Genomic DNA, 21,153 nt, shown 5'->3' with positions numbered 1-21,153 from the left:
AAGTGGATATATGCAAGTTTATCTCATCGGATCAGGACCCTTTGACCCCGAATTCTTTAAAGGCTATGTCGAGCGGCAGAAAGTCGCCCACAACGATTCAGAAACAGCCTTTGTGGGTGTCGATTTAGGCGCCAAACAACTCTTAGACATGGATTTTCCAATTGATTTGGCTGTAGGAGACTTTGATTCAATCGAGGATAAGGTCTATCAACAAGTAGCCAAAAAGGCAGCATCAATCGAAAAGCTAGAACCTATGAAAGATGAAACCGACACAGAGCACGCCTTGGGATCAGTCGCTGACTTATATCCGAATGCAAGATACCATCTATTTGGTATGTTAGGGGGTAGGGTAGACCATTTATTGTCTAACTTATGGCTCATCTACCAAGAACGGTTTGCGCCGATTATTGATCGTGTTCACTTAGTAGAAGAAAACAATGCTGTTTCATTCTTAAGACCAGGGCAACATCAAGTTGACCGCCTAAAAGAGATGAAATACCTGTCATTTGTGGCCATGACCCCAATCACAGATTTAACCCTTAAAAATGTGGTCTACCCATTAGATAACTATCAAATGCCAACGCCACTAGCTTTAATTTCAAATGAGTTTCTACCAGGTCAAAATACCATGAAAATTGCCTTTAGTAATGGTCTTATCCTCGCTATTCAAGCCCGAGATTAAGTACAATCATCATTTTTATCATAAATAAGTTTGATTTATGACGTTAAGTATAGTAATATGTTATGGTATGAAAATTTGTAGAGGAGGATTATGACAATGGCTAAAGAATGTTATTACACAGGACGTAAAGCGACTTCAGGTAACAACCGCTCACACGCATTGAATGCTACAAAACGTACATTTAAAGCAAACTTACAAAAAGTTCGTATCATCGACGAAAATGGTAACAAAAAGCGTGTATGGGTTTCTGCACACGCAATCAAAGCTGGTTTAGTTACCCGCGCGTAATCCATTTATGATTATAATCAAATAAGGTCGTAGTTTTCCAGTGAGGGAAGACCACGGCTTTTTTTGTGTCTTTTATAAGGGTTTGCGACTTGTCAAATATTTAGGTATAATAGCCTAGTATGTGGTAAAATGAGTGTTATAAATGAAGTTATATTTGTTTAGAACGATAAAGTTCTAGATTAATCTAGCAAGACAACCCTTCAAAAGGAGGATATTTTTTATGGCATTAAAAATGCAAACAGACTTCGGTGAAATTGATATTACAAATGAATCTATCGCAACAGTCGTAGGTATGGCTACAACACAAAACTACGGTGTCGTTGGTATGGCAAGTAAACATCAAATCCGTGATGGTATCCAAGAAATTCTTAAACAAGAAAACTATACCAAAGGGGTACTTGTTTCAGTAGATAACAACGATTTAGTAGTAGTGGATGTATACATTATCGTCAACTACGGTACGAAAATTTCTGAAATTTGTCGCAATGTACAAAGTTCTGTGAAATACGAATTAGGTCGTCAATTAGGTATTGCTGCAAACGTAGTGAATGTGTACGTACAAGGCGTCCGTGTGATTGAAGACTAGTTGCGGTAATCAAGGAGGATTTTTAGGTGAAAAGAACAGTATTAGACGTTGAAGCGTTCATATCTATGCTTGAAGTCGGGGGTAACCGACTTTCAGAGAATGCTGAATACGTGAATTCATTAAATGTTTTCCCGGTGCCAGATGGTGATACCGGAACAAATATGAATTTAACATACACATCAGGTATCGAACGAGTAATTAAACAACATTCCGATACCGTTGGTGAGGTTGGAGAAGATTTAGCTAAGGGATTATTGATGGGGGCACGCGGTAACTCAGGCGTTATCTTATCCCAATTATTCCGTGGGTTCGCTAAAGCAATCGAAGGTAAAACAACCATTGAAGCACAAGATTTAGCGAATGCTTTCCAACGCGGTATTGATACAGCGGTAAAAGCTGTTATGAAACCCGTAGAAGGTACTATTTTAACAGTAGCACGTGATTCAGCAGCAGCAGGTATGCAAAAAGCTGAAGAAACAGATGACATCATTGAAGTGATGACAGCTGTACTAGAAGAAGCGCAAACATCACTAGAAAACACACCCAACTTACTACCCGTGTTAAAAGAAGTGGGCGTTGTCGATTCAGGTGGTCAAGGATTAGTATATATCTTTCATGGCTTCTTAGAATCATTAACTGGTGAATCTATTCCAGTTAAATCAGCTGATCCAAACAAAGCGAATGTCACAGAACTAGCGCACCAAGAAAACTTCTTCAACACTGCTCATTCCGTAGCATCAGAAGATATTCATTATGGTTACTGTACTGAAATTATGGTCAAAATCGGTGAAGGTGAAACAGTTACTGATGAATTTGATTATGATACATTCCGTAACCACTTAGATGGTATCGGAGATTCATTATTGGTTGTATCTGATGATGAGATTGTAAAAGTTCATGTACATACAGAAACACCAGGTGAAGTCATGAACTATGGCCAAAAATTTGGTTCATTAGTGAAAATTAAAGTAGATAACATGCGTCTACAACATGACGATATCTTAGATGGGAAAGGGGCAACCCAATCCGAGTCAACGCCAGTAGTGGAACGGACGAATCTAGCGATTATCGCTGTTGCAGCCGGTGAAGGAATTGAAAACCTATTTAAAGATATGGGCGTTAAATCAATTATCTCTGGTGGTCAAACGATGAATCCATCAACAAATGATATCTTAGATGCTATCAACAAAGCGAATGCAGATAACGTGATTATCTTACCAAACAATAAGAATATCATTATGGCTGCTAACCAAGCTGTTGAAGTTTCAGAAATTCCAGCTGCCGTAGTTGAAACTAAATATATCTCTCAAGGTTTAACAGCCATGCTTGGATATAACCCTGACGGGACATTAGAAGACAATAAAGCAGCAATGGTTGCTGAAATGGCCAACGTAACTAGTGGTCAAGTCACAGTGGCTGTTCGAGATACAACAGTTGACGGCTTAGAAATCCATAAAGATCACTTTATGGGCATTATAGACGGTAAAATTGTTTCTGAAGATGCTGACTTAGTCAAAGAAACCATCAATATGGTGAATGCAATGATTGATGAAGACAAGGAGTTAGTGACTTTAATCTTTGGTGAAGAAACCGACCAAGCAACAGCAGAATTAATCGCTGAAGCAGTCGAATCGGCTAACGAAGATATTGAAGTTGAAATTGTAGACGGTGGCCAACCAGTTTACCATTTCCTAGCATCAGTAGAATAATAAGCCTATATAAAGATACATACATGAAATGCTAGATGGACACACAACTTAGCTATTATTCAATTGGTTAAGAGATGAAGACTGATAAAGAGTTCATCTTAGCTTTTCTAATACAAATAAAATAGAGGGTAAAGATTTGAAATCAAAATCTTTACCCTCTATTTTTGTACCTTATGATGATGACGTTTCTATTAAAAAACAACTTATTCTACTAGATAATCCCGTGCAGAAATAACTCAACCATTTCCTCCAAAGCAATCGTTTTGTTGATTGTGTGTTTAGAAGAAATATAAGGGGCTAGTGTCACAAAGAAATATGTGGCGATTTTCTCTCCAGTGAACTGATGTTTTAATTGCTTTTCGTAATCATCAAATAATAAGATGAACGGCCGTTTATAACTTTCTTGAAAGATTTGGTATAGGATGCGTCTACTTTCAATGGAAATGTCTGCTTGCATATCTTGCATCATAGTATAGATATCCATGTCTTGGTTATCTTGTAGATAATAAGACATTTGTAATAGTTTACCAGTTAGGTCAAGTTGGTCATTTTCAACCATCGCCAATAGGTCAGTGTATACTTCCTCGCCTATTTCATCTAAAACCCCAAGATAAAGGCTTTCCTTGTTTTTAAAATGATAATACAAGTTTGGTTGTGTAATCCCAACTTCTTTCGCAATCATTCTAGTAGAGGTAGCTTTATAACCACTTGACATAAACTTATTTCGTGCAACTTCAATAATACGACTTCTGCTTGAAGATTCTTTTAAGGACATGATGAGATGAACTCCTCTCTATTTAATATTATAGCTTTATTCCACAAAAAAGCCATGCATAAATCTCCTATACTTGAAAAGTTATACCTTAAATGGTAATCTGTTATTAATAAACTTATCAAGTGATAAAATAATGAAATGAATCTATAAAAAGGGGACCAATAACATGACAGCTAAAGAAAGAATCGCAATCATTGGGGCAGGGATAGGTGGTTTATCTGCAGCTATCCGCTTGCAGCATGCAGGATACCAAGTTGAAATCTTTGAGAAAGAATCGTTGCCGGGCGGTAAGATGAACCAGATAGCAGTAGATGGCTATACCTTTGATGTGGGTCCAACGATTGTCATGTGGCCAGAAGCATATAGAGAGTTGTTTACATTAACTGGTCGGGACCCAGAAGACTACATTCCTATGCAGAAACTAACCCCGATGTATGATGTATATTTTAAAGGAGACCCTTATCGCCACTATAGCGTGAGCAATGATTTGACTGATTTAATGGCTTTAATGGAGTCAAAAGATCCACAAACTGCGCTAGGCTTCTTGCAATATCTTGCCGAAATGTTTGAAAGATACCAAGTGGCGATGGATCACTTTATCAGACGTCCTTTTAGGTATAAATCAGACATGTATAATCCATCAATGATCGTCAACGCATTTAAATTAAAAACATTTGACAGTGCAGAACATATGATGGCGAAATTTATTCCAAATAAAGATATTCAGCAGTTAATGGCTTTTCAAACACTTTATATAGGCGTTTCTCCTAAAAATGGGCCTTCACTTTATAATATGATTCCGATGATTGAGCTATTGTACGGCATTCATTATGTCAAAGGTGGCATGCACACCGTAGCTAAAGGTTTTGCTCAATTGTTTGAAGAATTAGGTGGCGTTATTCACTATAATACACCAGTGGATAAAATTTTAATTGATAATCAACAAGTCAATGGACTTCAAGTTGGCGATCAATTTATCCCAAGTAAAAAAGTAATTTCAAACGCTGACTTCCCTTATACTATGAAACATTTAATTGATGGGGATTTAAACCGCGGTAAATATACAGCCAAGAAAATAGATCAAATGGATTATTCTTGTTCTTGCTTAGTATTTTATTGGGGGGTAGACGGTACGTTTAAAGACTTACAAACCCATACCTTTATCATCTCTGAAGATTTAGATGATAATATGGCACGCATTTTTGATGGTCGTCTAATTGACAATCCATCAATGTACCTACATATACCTTCTCAAGTGGATGAAACGCGTGCACCAGAAGGGAAATCTAGTTTCTATTTACTAATGCCCATTTCAGAATTAGGCACAGCACAATATGACTTTGATGAGTCAACGGTGCAGTTCTATAAAGAAAAAGCATTGGCTACATTGGCTAATCTACCAGGATTAGAAAACTTGGAAAGTCAAATTGAAGTAGAACGTGTATTTACGCCAAACGACTACGAGAGTCACTTCAACGCCTTCCGTGGTGCGACTTTTGGTTTGCAACCAACCTTGATGCAAAGCAATCATTTCAGACCGCAATCTAAAGCTGAAAATGTTTCGGGATTATATTTCACAGGTTCTTCAACGCATCCAGGTGCAGGTGTGCCTACCGTTATTGAAGGCGGGAAGATTTGTGCTAGTGAATTAATGCTAGATGATAAAACTGATGGAGGGAAAACGAGATAATGTCAACAAATAGTGTGCTAAAAGCATCTTACTTAGCTTGCGAAAACATTATGGCAAAGGAGTCGAAAAGTTTTTATCAAGCTTTCCACTTGTTACCAAGAGAGGCATTTCAAGGCGTCGCTGCCTTGTACGCATACAACCGTTATGTGGATGATGTAGCTGACAGTGATCACTTTTCTAAAGAAGTGGCGTTAGTCGAGTTAAAGAAGTTAGAAGACAAAATTCTTCATTTAGACACAAGTGAAGACGTTGAAGCAGATTGGTGGATGGCTTTTAAAGATACTGTATTGACCTATAAGGTATCCACTACTGCATTACTAAAGCAGATTCAAGGACAACGAATGGATATTTTAGGCCATAAAGTAGTGGATATGGCAGATTTGGTGGCCTATTCATCTAATGTTGCAGGATCAGTTGGGGAAATGCTGCTACCCTTATTAGTTGATAAAGATACGCCTATAAGTGAAACACTGCGTCAAGCAGCTATAGATTTAGGTATTGGCATGCAATTAACCAATATTTTAAGGGATGTGGGGGAAGACTATCGGGATAGACAACGTATCTATTTACCTCAAACGCTACTTGATGCCTACAATGTAGATGAAGCAATGATCAAACGATTATCTTATCATGATGAAGAAGAAATTCCCCAAAACTTTATTGACCTATGGGAGCATATCTACCAAATCGGTGACCAATATTATGACAGTATTAAACCGGTCATAAAAGACTTCAGCCAAGTGGCGCAATTACCCATTCTATCCTCTGCTTATATTTACCATGGGATTGGTAATGCCGTTAGGAAAGCCAATCATAATTGCTTTACTAAGAGAAACTATACAAATAACATTGAGCGTATGCGACTAATTTATCAAGCGAGAAAAGTACTAAAAGACATCTAAACAAATGAGGAGACAAACAATTTAAAAATATATATGCAATTACACGCAGCGACTATACAGACACTAAAAATAACATAAAAGGTGCCAGCAAAAGTTGATGCTCAGCAATCAACTTTTAGATTGGGCAAACATAGAGAGGAAGTAACAAGACCATGTTTTTAGCCATAAAAGAAATTTTACACGACAAGAAAAAATACAGTTTAGTCATTGGCGTTATGTTTCTGATTTCATATATGGTTTTTTTCTTAATTAGCTTGGCATATGGCCTAGCGATGGAGAACCGGATTGGTATTGATCAGTGGAATGCTGATCAAATTATCCTAACTGAAGAAGCGGATGGGACGATTAACCGTTCTACCATTAACCAAGAAAACTTTGATGAAATCGAAGCAGATACAGTAGCGCCGATATTACAGATGCCAACAAATGCGACTTCTGAGGATATCGGAAGCGACGAAAAATTATCTATTTCATTATTCGGGATTAATTTCGACGACTTTATCGCACCTGAGGTAACAGAAGGTAACAATGTGACAGCAGATAATGAGGCCTTAATTGATGATAGTTTAACTGAAGAATATGGTCTTTCGATTGGCGATACCTTTACTATCAATGAACAAGACTTTGAAGTTGTCGGTTTAACAACGGATACTAAATTTAGTGTTGCACCAATGGTTCATATCACACAAGATGCCTACAGAGAAACACAGCAGGCAGCAATGGATACGTCAGCACAAAGTCAAATTCCTGATGGTGTTGAAATACCAGCAGACACTACCCAAACCACCAATGCCGTTATTGTACAGGGTGAAGTGACAAGTTTGCCGGATGGTTTAGCGGCAACATCTACAACCGACTTTATCAATGATTTACCAGGATATAGTGCACAATTGCTGACATTTATCTTCATGATTGGCTTTTTAATTATCATTGCTGCAGTGGTGATTGGTATCTTTATTTACGTCTTAACCATTCAAAAAATTGATGTATTCGGCGTGATGAAAGCTCAAGGTATTTCAACAAGCACAATTGGTCGTTCTGTGGTTGTGCAAACCTTTATCCTTACATTAATAGGTCTAGTATTAGGCGTTGCGGTGACCGTTTTGAGCATTTATTCCCTACCAGCTCAGGTGCCAACCCGAATCAATTGGCTATTCTTTATAGCAGTTGGCGGTTTGATTTTACTTTGTTCATTAATTGGTGCCTTATTCTCAGTGAAAACAATAGTGAACGTCGATCCAGCAAGAGCAATCGCCTAGGAGGTCATTATGAGTGTATTAACAATTGAAAATGTACAGAAAAAATTTAAAGATGGGGATTCGGAAATTGTGGCCCTTGAAGAAACGTCATTTACAGCAGAGAAAGGTGAATTTATTGCTATTATCGGGCCATCCGGTTCAGGGAAAAGTACCTTTTTAAGTATTGCTGCCGGCTTACAGGAACCGACACAAGGTAGGGTAATGATTAACGATAAACCTTTTAGTGAAAAGAAAGAAAAAGAGCGGGCGCGCATTCGTTTTGATGAAGTAGGATTTATCTTACAAGCGTCAAACCTTATTCCATTCTTGAAAGTATCTGATCAATTGAAATTAGTCGATAAACTATCTAAAAAAGAGAAAAGCCAATTAGATTTATTGGAACTACTAGGTATTGAAAAATTAAAAAATAAATTTCCAGAGCAAATATCTGGGGGGGAAAAGCAGCGTGTAGCAATTGCGCGCGCCTTATATAATAATCCTTCAATTATATTTGCCGACGAACCAACAGCCAGCCTAGATTCTAAACGTGCAATGGATGTGGTGGATGTCTTGGCCAAAATGACCAAACAACAAAATAAAACAACTATCATGGTTACACACGATCTTCGTTTAATAGACCAATGCGACAAAGTCTATGAAATGAATGATGGGGTCTTAACTTTAAGAGAAAATACTGATACGACTAAGGGTGTACAGATGGTTTAAAATCAAAGCTTGATTAGACAGATAAAGGGCAAGATTATAGATCAAATAGTGGAAAAAACATTTCCTAGTCCATGTTTTCTCTTACTAGGTCATATCTTTAGCTGTCTTATAGTAATCTATTAGAAGAGGAGACAAACAACTTGTGTTTGCGCTCCTTTTTTAATGGCTCTTCGTCAAATCGGACTGATGAGAATAATTTCAGCTCTACAATATATAGGACTGATGACTAAAATTGCTTTATGTGGACACCTTACAAATTAAAGAGATAATATTCAAGTGTTATGAAAAAATCCCTAGTTTACATATACTATTCAGTAAACTAAGGATTTCTTTGTCATATAAATATGCTATTAAAGTATTAGAATGATGCTTTTTTTACACCAGGGATTTTTCCTTGGTGAGCTAATTCTCTAAAGCGAATCCGACTTACGCCAAATTTACGCATAAAGCCATGTGGGCGACCATCAATTCTGTCTCGATTGTGTATACGGGTAGGTGAGGCATTACGTGGTAATTTGCTTAAACCTTCATAATCACCTACTGCTTTTAACGCTTCACGTTTTTCTCTATATTTTTCTACGGTTGCAAGTTGTTTTTGTGCTTTCGCAATCTTTGATTTCTTAGCCATAAATAAATCCTTTCTGTACCATATGTTGACAAATGTTGTAATAATAGTTAATATGAAATCCTAATATGTAAATCGTAATCATTACGATTTTAACTACTTACTATTAAAAAGTCAAGGAGGAAGGAAGTATCATGGCAGAAAAAATGGATTTAGCAAGCGCTCGTCGTCGAATGAAAAGTCCAAACCGTAAAACACGTCAACGGGCACAAAAAGTGATTAAGGCTTTAAAGAAATAAAAATAGCGAGAGAGTTGATTGGTGTGAAAATCTAATCAACTCTCTCGCTTTTATCATACAATTTATTCTTCTAGTTTCATTTGTTTCTTAAATTCTTGATAACGTCTGTGGTCAATAACCGTTTCTAACGACTGGAAATTATATTGGTAGGACTCACTTGTAATGGTATAAATTTCCTTACCAGGGATAGGCGGTATAGAGAATGAGCTACAAATAATATCGTAGGGACTTTCTGCAAGTAATTCTTCAGATATATCGTAGTTATCCCAAGTTGAAACATTTACCCGTGAGCCAAAGACTGTTTTGATGTTATCAGCAACCTGTTTAGAACCTTCCCAGGTAATTTCACCTAATACTACGATATTTACTGGAGGTACTTTATTGGCTAAGTTAATAAATAAATCTTCCCAATAATTTAGTACAGAGTAGACAATCGCGTAAAGGAGATTTGGATTGTAGTCGTCTCCTAAAATCAATTTACAATAGCCACGCATGCCCTCAAATACAGCATCATAGAATGCCGGATAGTAATTACGAATTTTTTGATAATGTTCCCAGTATAAATTTCGTAAAATGAATGGATGAACGGTTACCTGATTTTCAATTAAGACAATATTATATAATTCCAACAATAATGCTTCGCGATTAGGTAAGGGAATCTTAAACTGTTCAATCAAACTATCAAGAGTATCTTCAAGATAAGTTAAAATTTCCTGTATGTGTGGATCAGAGTCTCTAAGTGCTTCTATTTCTGCAAAATCATACTTAAAATCTTGTTCTATATACAAACCTAAAATTTGTTCAATATATTCTTCATCTAAGTTTAAATCAAATTTTTTATTCAATTCGTCTAAATCAAAATCGTACATATTTACCGCTTCGGCTAAAGAGGCTTGTAATCGTGTAATTGTTAAATTATGTTTATGACCGTATTGATAACGAATTTCATTTACAATTACACTAATAGAAAGTGAATGTAAACTATAGATATCTAATTTGTATGGTGTATATGAGGCCATATGTAAAAGTAAATTTTGATAAAAATGACGATCATGGTCTGGAAATGGCCAATGTAAGATATCAGAAGACTCTATGAAAAATCGCTGCATAAATACGCGTATGTTCAGTTCATCCCCAGTAAATTGATAAGGGTAAGAGTCGATTGAAAAGCCATAATTCTTAGTGAGCACTTCATTAATTTTTAAAATAGATCGATAGGTCGTCGATTCAGATACATAAAGGAAGTTTGAGAGTTCATTTAGAGTCGCTTTATCGTGAAAGAAAATATAACGAATAATAGCAAAATATATATTTGATTCATAGATTTTATAATAGATTTTGTCAATCGATGTATTATTTTTGTATTTAATACCGTATAAGTCGTCGATCTTAAAGATATCTATGAAGTCATAATTATCGTTAATATTACGAATGGTCTCCATTACCATGCGGTTATTAATGTTAGCGTAGCTTGCAATATCTTTCACTTGCTGTGGCGTACCAATATGAGTCAAAAACTCTAACACATCAATTTCTCGTCTTTGTTTATTTGTCAATAGTTTTCGCATATGTACAACTTCTAAATTAGAATTAGAAAACTCCTTTCTGCAAATATATCACCTTTATATAATATAATGAATTGTGGTTAAAGGCTAGTTTCTCACTTTAAAAATTGCAATATTAATAAAAATAAATTTTAATAGCAAAAATAAGTAACGTTAGAAAACAAATATTGTATTTTGGAATTTGATTGTATAAATATGTACTAGCTTAATTTTAATCAATTTCGTTTTTTATATAATTAATCTAACTTTAAATAATATGGTTATTCGTGTTCTCATCCCTGCTATTGAAATTCAAAAATTTGTTATACTATAGATATGAATTTTAAAGGAGCCATCTCATGTTATACAAATATACTTACCCCTCCAAATTAGGGAAAATTACACTATTAGCCAACGACCATGGATTATTAGGTGCATGGTTTGAGGGTCAAACCAATTTTGGTGGTCTATTTGATCTCGAAAGAGCGACTGATCAACAATCAATGATAATCGATAAAGTTGTTAAATGGTTAGATGAATACTTTGCCAAGCAACCACTTGAAACAATCGATTTTCAATTAATGCCTCAAGGGACGGCCTTCCAGCAGGATGTTTGGTTGGAATTACAAAAAATTCCCTATGGACAAACTATTTCTTTAGAGGAACTAGAAAAAAGAATTTCAGCTCGTCAAACAAAAGGTGGTGGAGCAGTAAATGCTATAATTGGAGCAGTTGAAAATAATCCAATAGCTATTATAATTCCAAATCATCGAGTACTAGTTTCAACCGATCGTATAGAGAATCAAGACGACAACCTCGATAAAATGCGAAAATTGAGAGATTTTGAAATAGATTAACACAAAAAACTTCAGAACTAACTTAATTAAGGTTCTGAAGTTTTTTCTATGACGCTTTATCAATGTTATATATAGAACTAAGTCTTCAATATTCGTATATATGACAATTTTCATAGCCAACTAGAAACTTATGATAGGATATCATTACCATATTTTTGTGAAAAATAAGATGAGTAAAAATCATTTATAAATATTAAAACTTAAACGGTAATGAAAGAATATTTCATTAATAGTATATTGATTTAAACGACTTTTAATTAAAATTGTTTATTTTTTTGAAGAAACTGACCAATAACAAGGGAAAATTGAAAATTTTACCTAAATCGTAATGTTTCTTTGCTATAATAATGAAGAATTAACCTAAATAGATTGGAGATCGTCAATATATGCCTAACTTGATGGAAACATTTATTGCTGAATATGGTACTTCAAATGACTTAAGAGCGGTAAAATCACCGTTAAGAATTTGTCCAATCGGTGCCCATTCGGATTACCAAGGTGGAAGAGTAACAGGGATGACATTGGATGCGAGCGTGGATATGGTGTATGCACCACGTGAAGATAATTATGTTCAAATTCAAAGCTTGGATTTCCCTGATAAGGAAATTTTTTCTTATGGACATGAATTAGAATATATTCCAGGTTTCTGGGGGACTTATATCCGTGGTGCTGTAAAAGCTTTACAACAAGACTATGTATTAAAAGTAGGATTGAATGCTGTTGTGTCTGGTAAGTTGCCGATTGGTGGATTATCATCGTCAGCGGCGGTAACGACTGCTTATTTAATGGCTTTGTGTGATGTGAATGACATACAAGTATCTAAAATGGATATTATTATGTATAGCCACTGGGTTGAGACTGAATTTATTGGGCTTAAAAATGGTATCTTAGACCAGTCTGCAAATGTTTTAAGTATGAATAACCAATTAATGGTCATGGACTGTTTAACTAACGAATACGAAATGATTAATAAAGGCGAAAGCTTTAACGATTTTGAAGTCATCGTTGTCTATTCTGGTATTTCTAAATCGCTTATTGGGACAGACTTTAATAATCGAGTAGATGAATCACGTGTTGCAGGATGGTTGTTACTTGAATTAGCTGGTTTACCATTACCTACATTAGAAGATGTTAAATTACGAGATGTACCAATTGAGATTTATGAAGAGTATAAAGACCAATTACCAGAACGATTCCGTAAACGAGCAGCCCATTTCTATACAGAACAAGCACGGGTACTCAAGGGTGCGGAAGCTTGGGCAAAAGGTGATATTGAGGAATTCGGGCAATTGATGTTTGAATCAGGTTATTCATCATTCTACCAGCAAGAAACAGGCATCGCGGAAATGAAAACAATTTTTGATATCTTAAAAGATGCGGAAGGTGTCTACGGTGCACGTCCTAGTGGGGCTGGGTTCCGTGGGGCAGTGATTGGTTTGATTGACCCAGCGTATAAAGAAAGTATCAGAGCGCAGATTGATGCAGTCTATCCGGTAAAATACCCAGAAATTAAAGATAAATACGAAGTGAATTTCTGTATAACTGAAGATGGAGCAAGATTTGTAGATGTGGAGGAACTGATTTAATGAAGGCAATTCTATTGGGTGCGGGCTATGCAACGCGTTTATATCCACTAACTAAGAATAAGGCAAAGCCACTATTAGAAGTAGCGGGAAAAACAATTACAGACCATATTGTGGAGAAGATTGTACAAGTTCCTGAAGTAGATGAAATTATAATTGTCACAAATGATAAATTTGCCCACCAGTTTGAAGAATGGGTAGACCAAGCAAACTATGATATGAAATTTACCGTAGTAAATGATGGAACTTTAACAAATGAAACGCGTTTAGGCGCAATCGGGGACATTCAGTTTGTAATTGATCAGTTAGGTATTCAAGATGATTTATTGATACTTGCAGGAGATAATTTATTTGAATTTTCGCTAGCTGAATTTGTTGATTTTGCGAAAAAATATGATTCAGACGCTTTAGCTATGTATTATGAAGCAAACTTAGACCAATTAAAACGTAATGGAACTGCTAATTTTGATGAAAATAGAACAGTAACAGATTTTATTGAGAAACCAGATAAACCTACTTATAATCACTGTGTACCAACGTTTTATGTCCTAAAAGAAAGCACGTTACCTTTAATTCAAGAATATTTGAATGCAGGCAATAATCCGGATGCACCGGGAAACTTTATACCATATTTAATCCAACATAATCAGGTAAAAGCTTTCGTATTTGAAGGTAAGCGATATGATATCGGAACCGTAGAAAGTTACAATGCAGTTCAAGAAGTATTTAAATAGAATAGATTAGAGGAAATTTATGTATAAATATTTAAAAAGACCACTAGATTTTTTAATATCTTTAATAGCTTTAATAATATTGAGCCCTCTTTTCTTATTGATTGCAATATGGATAAAAATAAATTCTAAAGGTCCAGTCTTTTTCCGACAAAAAAGAATAGGTAAGAATAAAGAATTATTCGAAATCTACAAGTTTAGATCAATGAGAACTGATACGCCATCGGATATGCCCACACATTTATTAAATGACCCAGAAGCATTCATTACAAAATCTGGTAAATTTTTGCGAAAAACCAGTTTGGATGAGCTGCCACAACTAATCAATATTGTAAAAGGTGAAATGGCCATAATTGGACCTAGACCCGCCTTATGGAATCAATATGACTTAATCGAGGAACGTGATAAATATGGTGCGAATGATGTTCGACCAGGATTAACTGGATGGGCACAAATCAATGGTCGTGATGAGCTTGAAATCCCAATTAAAGCAAAGCTTGATGGTGATTATGTTCAAAATATTTCTTTCTTCTTTGATTTAAAATGTTTCTTCGGTACCATTTCAAGTGTTTTGAGAAGTGATGGTGTTGTTGAAGGTGGCACAGGTGTCATTGAGAAAGCTAAGCAAGATATGAAGGATGATCAAGTATGAAGAAAATTTTAATTACTGGTCAGAATTCATATATTGGCAATAAATTTGAAGAATGGGTTAGCCAATGGCCAGATGAATATCAAATAACCAAGATATCCGTTAGAAATGATGATTGGAAAAATCAAAATTGGGGTATTTACGATGTGGTATTAAATGTAGCAGGAATTGCGCACAATTCATCCGATAAATCTTTAGAGGAGCTTTACTACCAGGCAAATAAAGATTTAACAATTGATTTGGCATCTAAAGCTAAGAGTGATGAAGTGAAACAATTCATTCATCTTTCCTCGATGATTGTGTATGGTGGGAGTAAAACGATAAATGGCATGATAACAAAAGATACCTTACCTAAACCAGCTAATTTCTATGGTGATAGTAAATTACAGGGGGAATTAGGCATTCAACCATTGTCCGATGAAAAATATAAAGTAGCTATTGTTCGTCCACCAATGATTTATGGGAAAGGATCTAAGGGAAATTATCCTTTATTGTCAAAACTAGCACGAAAAACACCAATATTTCCAGATTTTAAAAATCAACGAAGTATGTTATATATTGACAATCTAAACGAGTTTTTAAGATTGCTCATAGATAATCAAGGTGAAGGCGTATTCCATCCTCAAAATGCAGAATATGTGGTAACAAGTGAGTTAGTTCGAGAAGTTGCAAAAGCGCACAATCATAAAATTATTTTTACAAAGATTGGTAACCCAATTGTTGCTGGATTGCGTAACAAAATTTCCTTATTCAATAAAGTTTTTGGAAATCAACTTTATGATAAAAGTATGAGTCAGTATAATCATGGTAATTATCGAATTAAAAACTTTGAAGAGTCAATTAAGTTAACAGAAGGAGAGGGTGCTATCTAATTGGGAAAACATATATTAATTTATTCTCAATACTTCTATCCTGAACAATTTAGAATAAATGACATAGCAAAAGAATTAATTATACGAGGATATAAAGTTTCTGTAGTAACTGGAATTCCTAATTACCCTCAGGGAGAATTCTTTGAAGGGTATGACTGGAAAAATAATCGTTTTGAAACATGGAACGGTATAGATATTTATAGAATGCCTATAGTAGCAAGAGGAAAATCAAGCTTTAAATTGGTAATGAACAACATGTCATTTGTGATTTCGAGTAAATTACGCCAAACTAAATTACCTCAAGACGTTGATGCAGTATTTACTTATGAAGTTAGTCCAATGACTCAAGCTTTACCTGCTATTTGGTTTGCTAAAGATAAAAAAGTTAAGCATACCTTGTACGTAATGGACTTATGGCCTGAAAATGTAGTCGCTATTACAGGGATTTCAAATAAATTTATCATTAAAGCATTAGATAAGATGGTGAATTACATCTATAAAAGCACAAATACTATCCTAACTTCATCAGAAAGTTTTAAACAATCTATTGAATTAAGAGGTATCGATGCAAATAAAGTAATATTTTGGCCCCAATATGCTGAAGAAATATATGAAGTTCAGTCTAAAGATAATATTGAGGTAGATGTTCAAATACCTAATGTACGTTCGTTTGTTTTTGCAGGAAATGTTGGATATGCACAAGGACTGGAAGTATTGCCCAAAGCAGCTGAAAAACTAAAAGAGCTTGATATACTAGTAAAGTTTATCATCATTGGTGATGGACGGGCAAAAGAAGAGTTGCAATTACAGATAAAGAATTCAGATGTGAGTGATTATTTTGAATTTATAGAAAGACAACCAGCGGATAAAATACCATACTATCTGGCTAAGTACGACGTCGCATTAATAACACTGTCTAGCAATGAAATTTTTGATCAGACTATTCCAGCAAAGGTTCAATCGGTAATGGCATGTGGTAAACCACTTTTGGTATCTGCTAATGGAGAAGTTCAAAATATTATTACTGACTCTAAAGCAGGGCTCTTTAGCAATACTGGAGATATTAATGCATTGGTTGAAAATATTAAGACATTTCATCAAATGAACCCAGCAGACCTAGACGAAATGTCTTTAAATTCAATTGAGTATTCAGAACTTTTCTTTAATAAAAAGAAACTTATTGATGACCTGGAGACATTTTTTTAAAAGATAAATAATGTAACAGTAGTTTTTAAAATTATGTTATCTTTATTAATAGCATTAAATGTAGAGAATAGTAAGAAAAGAGGAGAATATTAATTATGGAAAATTTTGCAGGAAAAACATTATTAATCACAGGTGGCACAGGTTCTTTCGGAAATGCAGTTTTAGATAAATACTTAGATTCTGACTTAAAAGAAATCCGTATTTTTTCTCGCGACGAATTGAAACAAGACAATATGCGTCATAAATACCAACAAAAAGACCCAGTTAATAGTGAAAAGATTAAATTCTACATCGGAGATGTTCGAGATATTAATAGTGTGCGTAATGCAATGCATGGTGTAGACTATATTTTCCATGCAGCAGCTTTAAAACAAGTACCTTCATGTGAATTCTTCCCAATGGAGGCTGTTAAGACAAATGTATATGGAACGGAAAACGTTTTACAAGCAGCAATTGAAGCAAAAGTTCAGAAAGTAATTTGTCTATCTACTGATAAAGCAGCTTATCCTATCAATGCAATGGGTACCTCAAAAGCAATGATGGAAAAAGTCGCTGTGGCAAAGGCGCGTACTGTTGACCCAGAGCAAACAATGATTGCAGTTACTCGCTACGGTAATGTGCTGGCTTCACGTGGTTCAGTAGTGCCATTATTTATTAATCAAATCAAATCAGGCTCAGAACTGACGGTAACAGATCCGACTATGACACGTTTCATCATGACACTTGAAGAAGCAGTAGAACTTGTCGTGTATGCATTTGAAAATGCTCAGTCTGGAGATATTATGGTCCAAAAAGCACCTGCTTCAACGATTGGTGATTTGAGAGATGCTGTAAGAAATATTTTTGCTCCTGAAACAAAAGATAAAGTAATTGGTATCCGTCACGGTGAGAAATTGTATGAAACATTATTAACAAATGAAGAGTGTGATCGTGCGATTGATATGGGGGATTTCTATCGTGTACCTTCAGATAAACGTGATTTAAATTACGATAAATTCTATGTTGATGGCAACGAAGAAAGAAATACCTTAACAGAATTCAATTCGAGCAATACGGAACTGTTACCAGTTGAAGCAGTAGCTGAAAAATTATTAACAGTTCCATTAGTGCAAGAAGAATTAGCTAAGTGGGAGGCTGCTAAATAGATGAAAATTCTAGTTACTGGTGCAAAAGGTTTCGTGGGACGAAATTTAGTTGCAGATTTAAAAGTTAATAAAATTGGTGAAGTATTTGAATATGACCGAGATTCGTCGCGAGAGGATCTTGAACGATGGACAGCTGAAGTAGATTTTATCTACCATTTAGCAGGCGTTAACCGCCCTGAAAATGAGAATGAATTTATGGAAGGTAACTTTGGCTTTACATCTGAATTGCTTGAATTATTGAAAAAACATAATAACAAAGCATCAATCATGATTAGTTCATCAATTCAGGCTGCTTTAGATAATCCATATGGAAACAGTAAAAAGGCTGGAGAAGACTTAATGTTTCAATATGCGAAAGAAACGGGTGCTAAAGTATATGTGTACCGTTTTGCAAATCTTTTCGGTAAATGGAGTCGCCCAAATTACAACACTGTTGTTGCAACGTTTTGCCACCGTATTGCTAGAAATGAAGAAATTCAGGTAAATAATCCTGAAGCACCTATTGAATTGACTTACATTGATGATGTAGTTTCAGAGCTTAAATTAGCATTGGAAGATAAAGCACATAAAGATGGTCAGTTTAATTATGTACCATTAACATATCAAACTACAGTTGGACATGTTGCTGATTTAATTAAGAGCTTTAAAGTTAGTAGAGAAGACTTGTATGTGCCAAATCAAGAAGACGGGTTAAGTAAAAAATTATATGCAACATATTTAAGTTTTTTACCAGAGAATCATTTTTCGTATGAATTAGATATGAAGTCCGACGATCGAGGCTCTTTCACAGAGTTTTTAAAATCACCTGAACGGGGTCAAGTATCCATTAATGTTGCGCACCCTGGTATTACAAAAGGGCAACATTGGCATCATTCAAAGAATGAAAAATTCTTGGTTGTTCAAGGTAGTGGCATGATTCGCTTCCGAAAATATGGAGAAGAAGAAGTAATTGAGTACACTGTGTCAGGAAAAAAATTAGAAGTTGTGGATATTCCAACAGGATATACACATTCAATTGTGAATACAGGTGAAGAAGATATGGTTACAGTTATGTGGGCAAATGAGGTTTTTGAACCGAAAAATCCAGATACTTATTACGAGGAGGTATAATTTTGAAAAAATTAAAAGTGATGACTGTTGTAGGTACGCGTCCTGAAATTATTCGATTAGCAGCGGTAATTCAAAAATTAGAAGATTCTGAAGCAGTAGAACATATTTTGGTTCATACGGGTCAAAATTATGACTATGAATTAAATGAAGTATTCTTTGAAGATTTTGGACTTAGAAAACCAGATTATTTCTTAAACGCAGCCGGGAATACACCTATGGAAACTGTAGGTCAAATATTAGCTAATATTGATCCTATCCTAGTTGAAGAAGCGCCAGAAGCTTTCTTAGTATTGGGAGACACAAATAGTTGTCTATGTGCAATAGCTGCGAAACGTCGTCATATTCCTATTTTCCATATGGAAGCAGGAAATCGTTGCTTTGATCAACGTGTACCTGAAGAAACGAATCGTAAAATTGTGGACCATACAGCAGATATTAATTTAACATATTCTGATATTGCTCGTGAGTACCTTTTAGCTGAAGGATTACCTGCTGATCAAATTGTGAAAACTGGTAGCCCTATGTTTGAAGTATTGAATAGTAAGTTAGAAGATATCAAAGCTGCAGATGGATATAAAAAATTAGGACTAGAAAAAGGTCAATATTTTGTTGTATCCGCTCATAGAGATGAAAATATCAATTCAGAACGTAACTTCCTGAATTTAGTAGATACTTTAAATGAAATTGCAGATACCTATAAATTACCGATTGTTGTAAGTACACATCCAAGAACACGTAACATGATTGAGGAAAAAGGTGTTAAATTTAATGAATTAGTTCATTTAATGAAACCGATGGGCTTTACAGACTACAATAATCTTCAATTAAATTCTAAAGCTGTATTAAGTGATAGTGGTACTATTAGTGAAGAATCATCTATTCTTAAATTTAAAGCCTTAAACTTACGTGAAGCTCACGAACGTCCTGAAGCAATGGAAGAGGGAGCTGTTATGATGGTAGGCTTAGAGAAAGAAAGAATTTTACAAGGTTTAACAATTCTTGATTCTCAAACTGAAGAGACTTTACGATTGGTTGCGGATTATAGCATGCCTAATGTATCAGATAAAGTTTTGAGAATTATATTAAGCTATACGGATTATATTAATAGAATTGTATGGGGGAAATAGTAATTGTTGGAACCAAAGGTGAGTGTAGTAATACCATTCTATTCAGGTAAAACTTGGTTAATTTCAGCGATAGAAAGTGTATTAACACAAACATATAATAATGTTGAGATTTTGGTAATTAATGACGGTTCAAAGGAAGACATCTCGAATCTAATATCTAAATATAGAAGAAAAGTTCACTTTATTAATCAAAACAATGGTGGACCATCAAAAGCAAGAAACACGGGAATTCAAAAAAGTAAGGGGAAATATATCGCATTTTTGGATTCAGATGATATTTGGTATCCAGAAAAACTGAAAAAGCAAATAAGTTATATGGAAGCAAATAAATCGGCATGGTCACAACATTCTTATCTGATGTTTTGGGATAATTCTAGAAACGAAAAAATTGTAGAAACTGTTCAGTATCAAGGTAATGTACTCAGAGACTGCTATATTTCTTTAAAGATACAGACTTCGACAGTAGTTGTTAGAAAAGATATTCTAGAAGAATATGAGATTAAATTTCCAGAGGGAAAAAGGTATGGACAAGATATGGTTTTCTTTAGGCAACTAGCAGAATATTCATCTCTAGGTTATGTCGAAGGAGTATTGTCTAAATTTAGAATTCGTGGAAATAATGCAGGATTTAGATCAGAAGTTCAATTGGCAAATAGAGCAGAAGTATGGAGAGATATTAGAAATAATAAAAAATTAGTAGAGAATTTGCCATGGAATGTAATAATGGCATATAAACTATCTGAGTATAATAACCAAATAGTTTATAAAATAATTAAAAAACTTTCCAGAGTAGATAGGAATAATGAGGGATTATATAAATTATTCTATGTACTACCATATTGCTTATTTAAATTTAGTAGTAAATAGAA

Annotated in this window: 22 protein-coding genes; 19 read left to right on the top strand and 3 right to left on the bottom strand. The window is 34.9% G+C overall.

Annotation, left to right across the window (positions count from 1 at the left end):
- Positions 1–10 precede the first annotated feature (10 nt).
- The 4 genes from AWM74_RS01795 to AWM74_RS01780 all read left to right on the top strand — a co-directional run bounded on the left by AWM74_RS01795 (position 11) and on the right by AWM74_RS01780 (position 3,265).
- Positions 11–682, top strand: coding sequence for a thiamine diphosphokinase (locus AWM74_RS01795; RefSeq protein WP_026466379.1), 672 nt, complete (start codon positions 11–13; stop codon positions 680–682).
- Between the two features lie 96 nt (positions 683–778).
- The gene (gene rpmB / locus AWM74_RS01790; protein ID WP_016896758.1) at positions 779–970 is read left to right on the top strand and encodes a 50S ribosomal protein L28; all 192 of its coding nucleotides are present in this window, start codon (positions 779–781) and stop codon (positions 968–970) included.
- A 220-nt stretch (positions 971–1,190) separates the two neighbouring features.
- Positions 1,191–1,556 carry an Asp23/Gls24 family envelope stress response protein gene (locus AWM74_RS01785; protein WP_003143306.1) on the top strand — a complete coding sequence of 122 codons (366 nt, stop codon included), beginning with the start codon at positions 1,191–1,193 and terminating at the stop codon, positions 1,554–1,556.
- A 26-nt stretch (positions 1,557–1,582) separates the two neighbouring features.
- Positions 1,583–3,265: a DAK2 domain-containing protein gene (locus tag AWM74_RS01780; protein ID WP_034258278.1), complete on the top strand. Its 1,683-nt coding sequence runs from the start codon at positions 1,583–1,585 to the stop codon at positions 3,263–3,265.
- Positions 3,266–3,476: 211 nt separating this feature from the next.
- Here AWM74_RS01780 and AWM74_RS01775 read toward each other — a convergent pair whose 3' ends face one another.
- Complete coding sequence (locus tag AWM74_RS01775) at positions 3,477–4,040, bottom strand: TetR/AcrR family transcriptional regulator (RefSeq protein WP_026466377.1); 564 nt, start codon at positions 4,038–4,040, stop codon at positions 3,477–3,479.
- A gap of 166 nt (positions 4,041–4,206) precedes the next feature.
- On the opposite strand from AWM74_RS01775, the gene AWM74_RS01770 reads away from it, so the two are divergent.
- From AWM74_RS01770 to AWM74_RS01755, 4 genes are all read left to right on the top strand, one after another.
- Positions 4,207–5,730 carry a phytoene desaturase family protein gene (locus AWM74_RS01770; RefSeq protein WP_026466376.1) on the top strand — a complete coding sequence of 508 codons (1,524 nt, stop codon included), beginning with the start codon at positions 4,207–4,209 and terminating at the stop codon, positions 5,728–5,730.
- A complete protein-coding gene (locus tag AWM74_RS01765; RefSeq protein WP_034258275.1) occupies positions 5,730–6,632 on the top strand; it encodes a phytoene/squalene synthase family protein in 903 nt (300 codons plus the stop codon). Before AWM74_RS01770 ends, AWM74_RS01765 begins: the two co-directional genes overlap by 1 nt.
- Before the next feature lie 152 nt (positions 6,633–6,784).
- Entirely contained in the window at positions 6,785–7,891 is a 1,107-nt protein-coding gene (locus AWM74_RS01760) for an ABC transporter permease (RefSeq protein ID WP_026466374.1), read from the top strand.
- A 9-nt stretch (positions 7,892–7,900) separates the two neighbouring features.
- Entirely contained in the window at positions 7,901–8,596 is a 696-nt protein-coding gene (locus AWM74_RS01755; RefSeq protein WP_026466373.1) for an ABC transporter ATP-binding protein, read from the top strand.
- A gap of 358 nt (positions 8,597–8,954) precedes the next feature.
- Here the strand turns inward: AWM74_RS01755 and rpsN are convergent, their stop codons facing one another.
- A complete protein-coding gene (rpsN, locus tag AWM74_RS01750; RefSeq protein WP_026466372.1) occupies positions 8,955–9,224 on the bottom strand; it encodes a 30S ribosomal protein S14 in 270 nt (89 codons plus the stop codon).
- Positions 9,225–9,355: 131 nt separating this feature from the next.
- On the opposite strand from rpsN, the gene AWM74_RS09415 reads away from it, so the two are divergent.
- Positions 9,356–9,460, top strand: coding sequence for a putative metal homeostasis protein (locus tag AWM74_RS09415; protein ID WP_158320048.1), 105 nt, complete (start codon positions 9,356–9,358; stop codon positions 9,458–9,460).
- A 62-nt stretch (positions 9,461–9,522) separates the two neighbouring features.
- Here AWM74_RS09415 and AWM74_RS01745 read toward each other — a convergent pair whose 3' ends face one another.
- Positions 9,523–11,028: an AcpB/EbpR/MafR family transcriptional regulator gene (locus AWM74_RS01745; protein WP_026466371.1), complete on the bottom strand. Its 1,506-nt coding sequence runs from the start codon at positions 11,026–11,028 to the stop codon at positions 9,523–9,525.
- Between the two features lie 335 nt (positions 11,029–11,363).
- Here AWM74_RS01745 and AWM74_RS01740 point away from each other — a divergent pair, with 335 nt between their 5' ends.
- The 10 genes from AWM74_RS01740 to AWM74_RS01695 all read left to right on the top strand — a co-directional run bounded on the left by AWM74_RS01740 (position 11,364) and on the right by AWM74_RS01695 (position 21,151).
- A complete protein-coding gene (locus AWM74_RS01740; RefSeq protein WP_034258272.1) occupies positions 11,364–11,861 on the top strand; it encodes a methylated-DNA--[protein]-cysteine S-methyltransferase in 498 nt (165 codons plus the stop codon).
- 386 nt (positions 11,862–12,247) lie between these two features.
- Positions 12,248–13,447 (top strand): galactokinase, encoded by a 1,200-nt coding sequence (locus AWM74_RS01735; protein ID WP_026466370.1) that lies wholly within the window; start codon positions 12,248–12,250, stop codon positions 13,445–13,447.
- Positions 13,447–14,178: a nucleotidyltransferase family protein gene (locus AWM74_RS01730; RefSeq protein ID WP_026466369.1), complete on the top strand. Its 732-nt coding sequence runs from the start codon at positions 13,447–13,449 to the stop codon at positions 14,176–14,178. Before AWM74_RS01735 ends, AWM74_RS01730 begins: the two co-directional genes overlap by 1 nt.
- 19 nt (positions 14,179–14,197) lie before the next feature.
- Positions 14,198–14,827 carry a sugar transferase gene (locus AWM74_RS01725; RefSeq protein ID WP_026466368.1) on the top strand — a complete coding sequence of 210 codons (630 nt, stop codon included), beginning with the start codon at positions 14,198–14,200 and terminating at the stop codon, positions 14,825–14,827.
- Positions 14,824–15,696 carry an NAD-dependent epimerase/dehydratase family protein gene (locus AWM74_RS01720; protein WP_026466367.1) on the top strand — a complete coding sequence of 291 codons (873 nt, stop codon included), beginning with the start codon at positions 14,824–14,826 and terminating at the stop codon, positions 15,694–15,696. The genes AWM74_RS01725 and AWM74_RS01720 overlap by 4 nt, the downstream gene beginning before the upstream one ends.
- Positions 15,697–16,902 carry a glycosyltransferase family 4 protein gene (locus AWM74_RS01715; RefSeq protein WP_026466366.1) on the top strand — a complete coding sequence of 402 codons (1,206 nt, stop codon included), beginning with the start codon at positions 15,697–15,699 and terminating at the stop codon, positions 16,900–16,902.
- Between the two features lie 95 nt (positions 16,903–16,997).
- Positions 16,998–18,047 carry a polysaccharide biosynthesis protein gene (locus AWM74_RS01710; RefSeq protein WP_026466365.1) on the top strand — a complete coding sequence of 350 codons (1,050 nt, stop codon included), beginning with the start codon at positions 16,998–17,000 and terminating at the stop codon, positions 18,045–18,047.
- Entirely contained in the window at positions 18,048–19,157 is a 1,110-nt protein-coding gene (locus AWM74_RS01705; protein WP_026466364.1) for a capsular polysaccharide biosynthesis protein CapF, read from the top strand.
- Between the two features lie 2 nt (positions 19,158–19,159).
- Positions 19,160–20,284, top strand: coding sequence for a non-hydrolyzing UDP-N-acetylglucosamine 2-epimerase (wecB, locus tag AWM74_RS01700; RefSeq protein ID WP_026466363.1), 1,125 nt, complete (start codon positions 19,160–19,162; stop codon positions 20,282–20,284).
- A 3-nt stretch (positions 20,285–20,287) separates the two neighbouring features.
- Positions 20,288–21,151, top strand: coding sequence for a glycosyltransferase family 2 protein (locus AWM74_RS01695; protein ID WP_051218290.1), 864 nt, complete (start codon positions 20,288–20,290; stop codon positions 21,149–21,151).
- The last annotated feature ends 2 nt before the right edge of the window (positions 21,152–21,153 follow it).

It is taken from the genome of Aerococcus urinaeequi (genome assembly GCF_001543205.1).
Lineage (GTDB): Bacteria > Bacillota > Bacilli > Lactobacillales > Aerococcaceae > Aerococcus > Aerococcus urinaeequi.
Note: the sequence above shows the minus strand (reverse complement) of the source record. Positions and strands in the feature narration are given on the sequence as shown.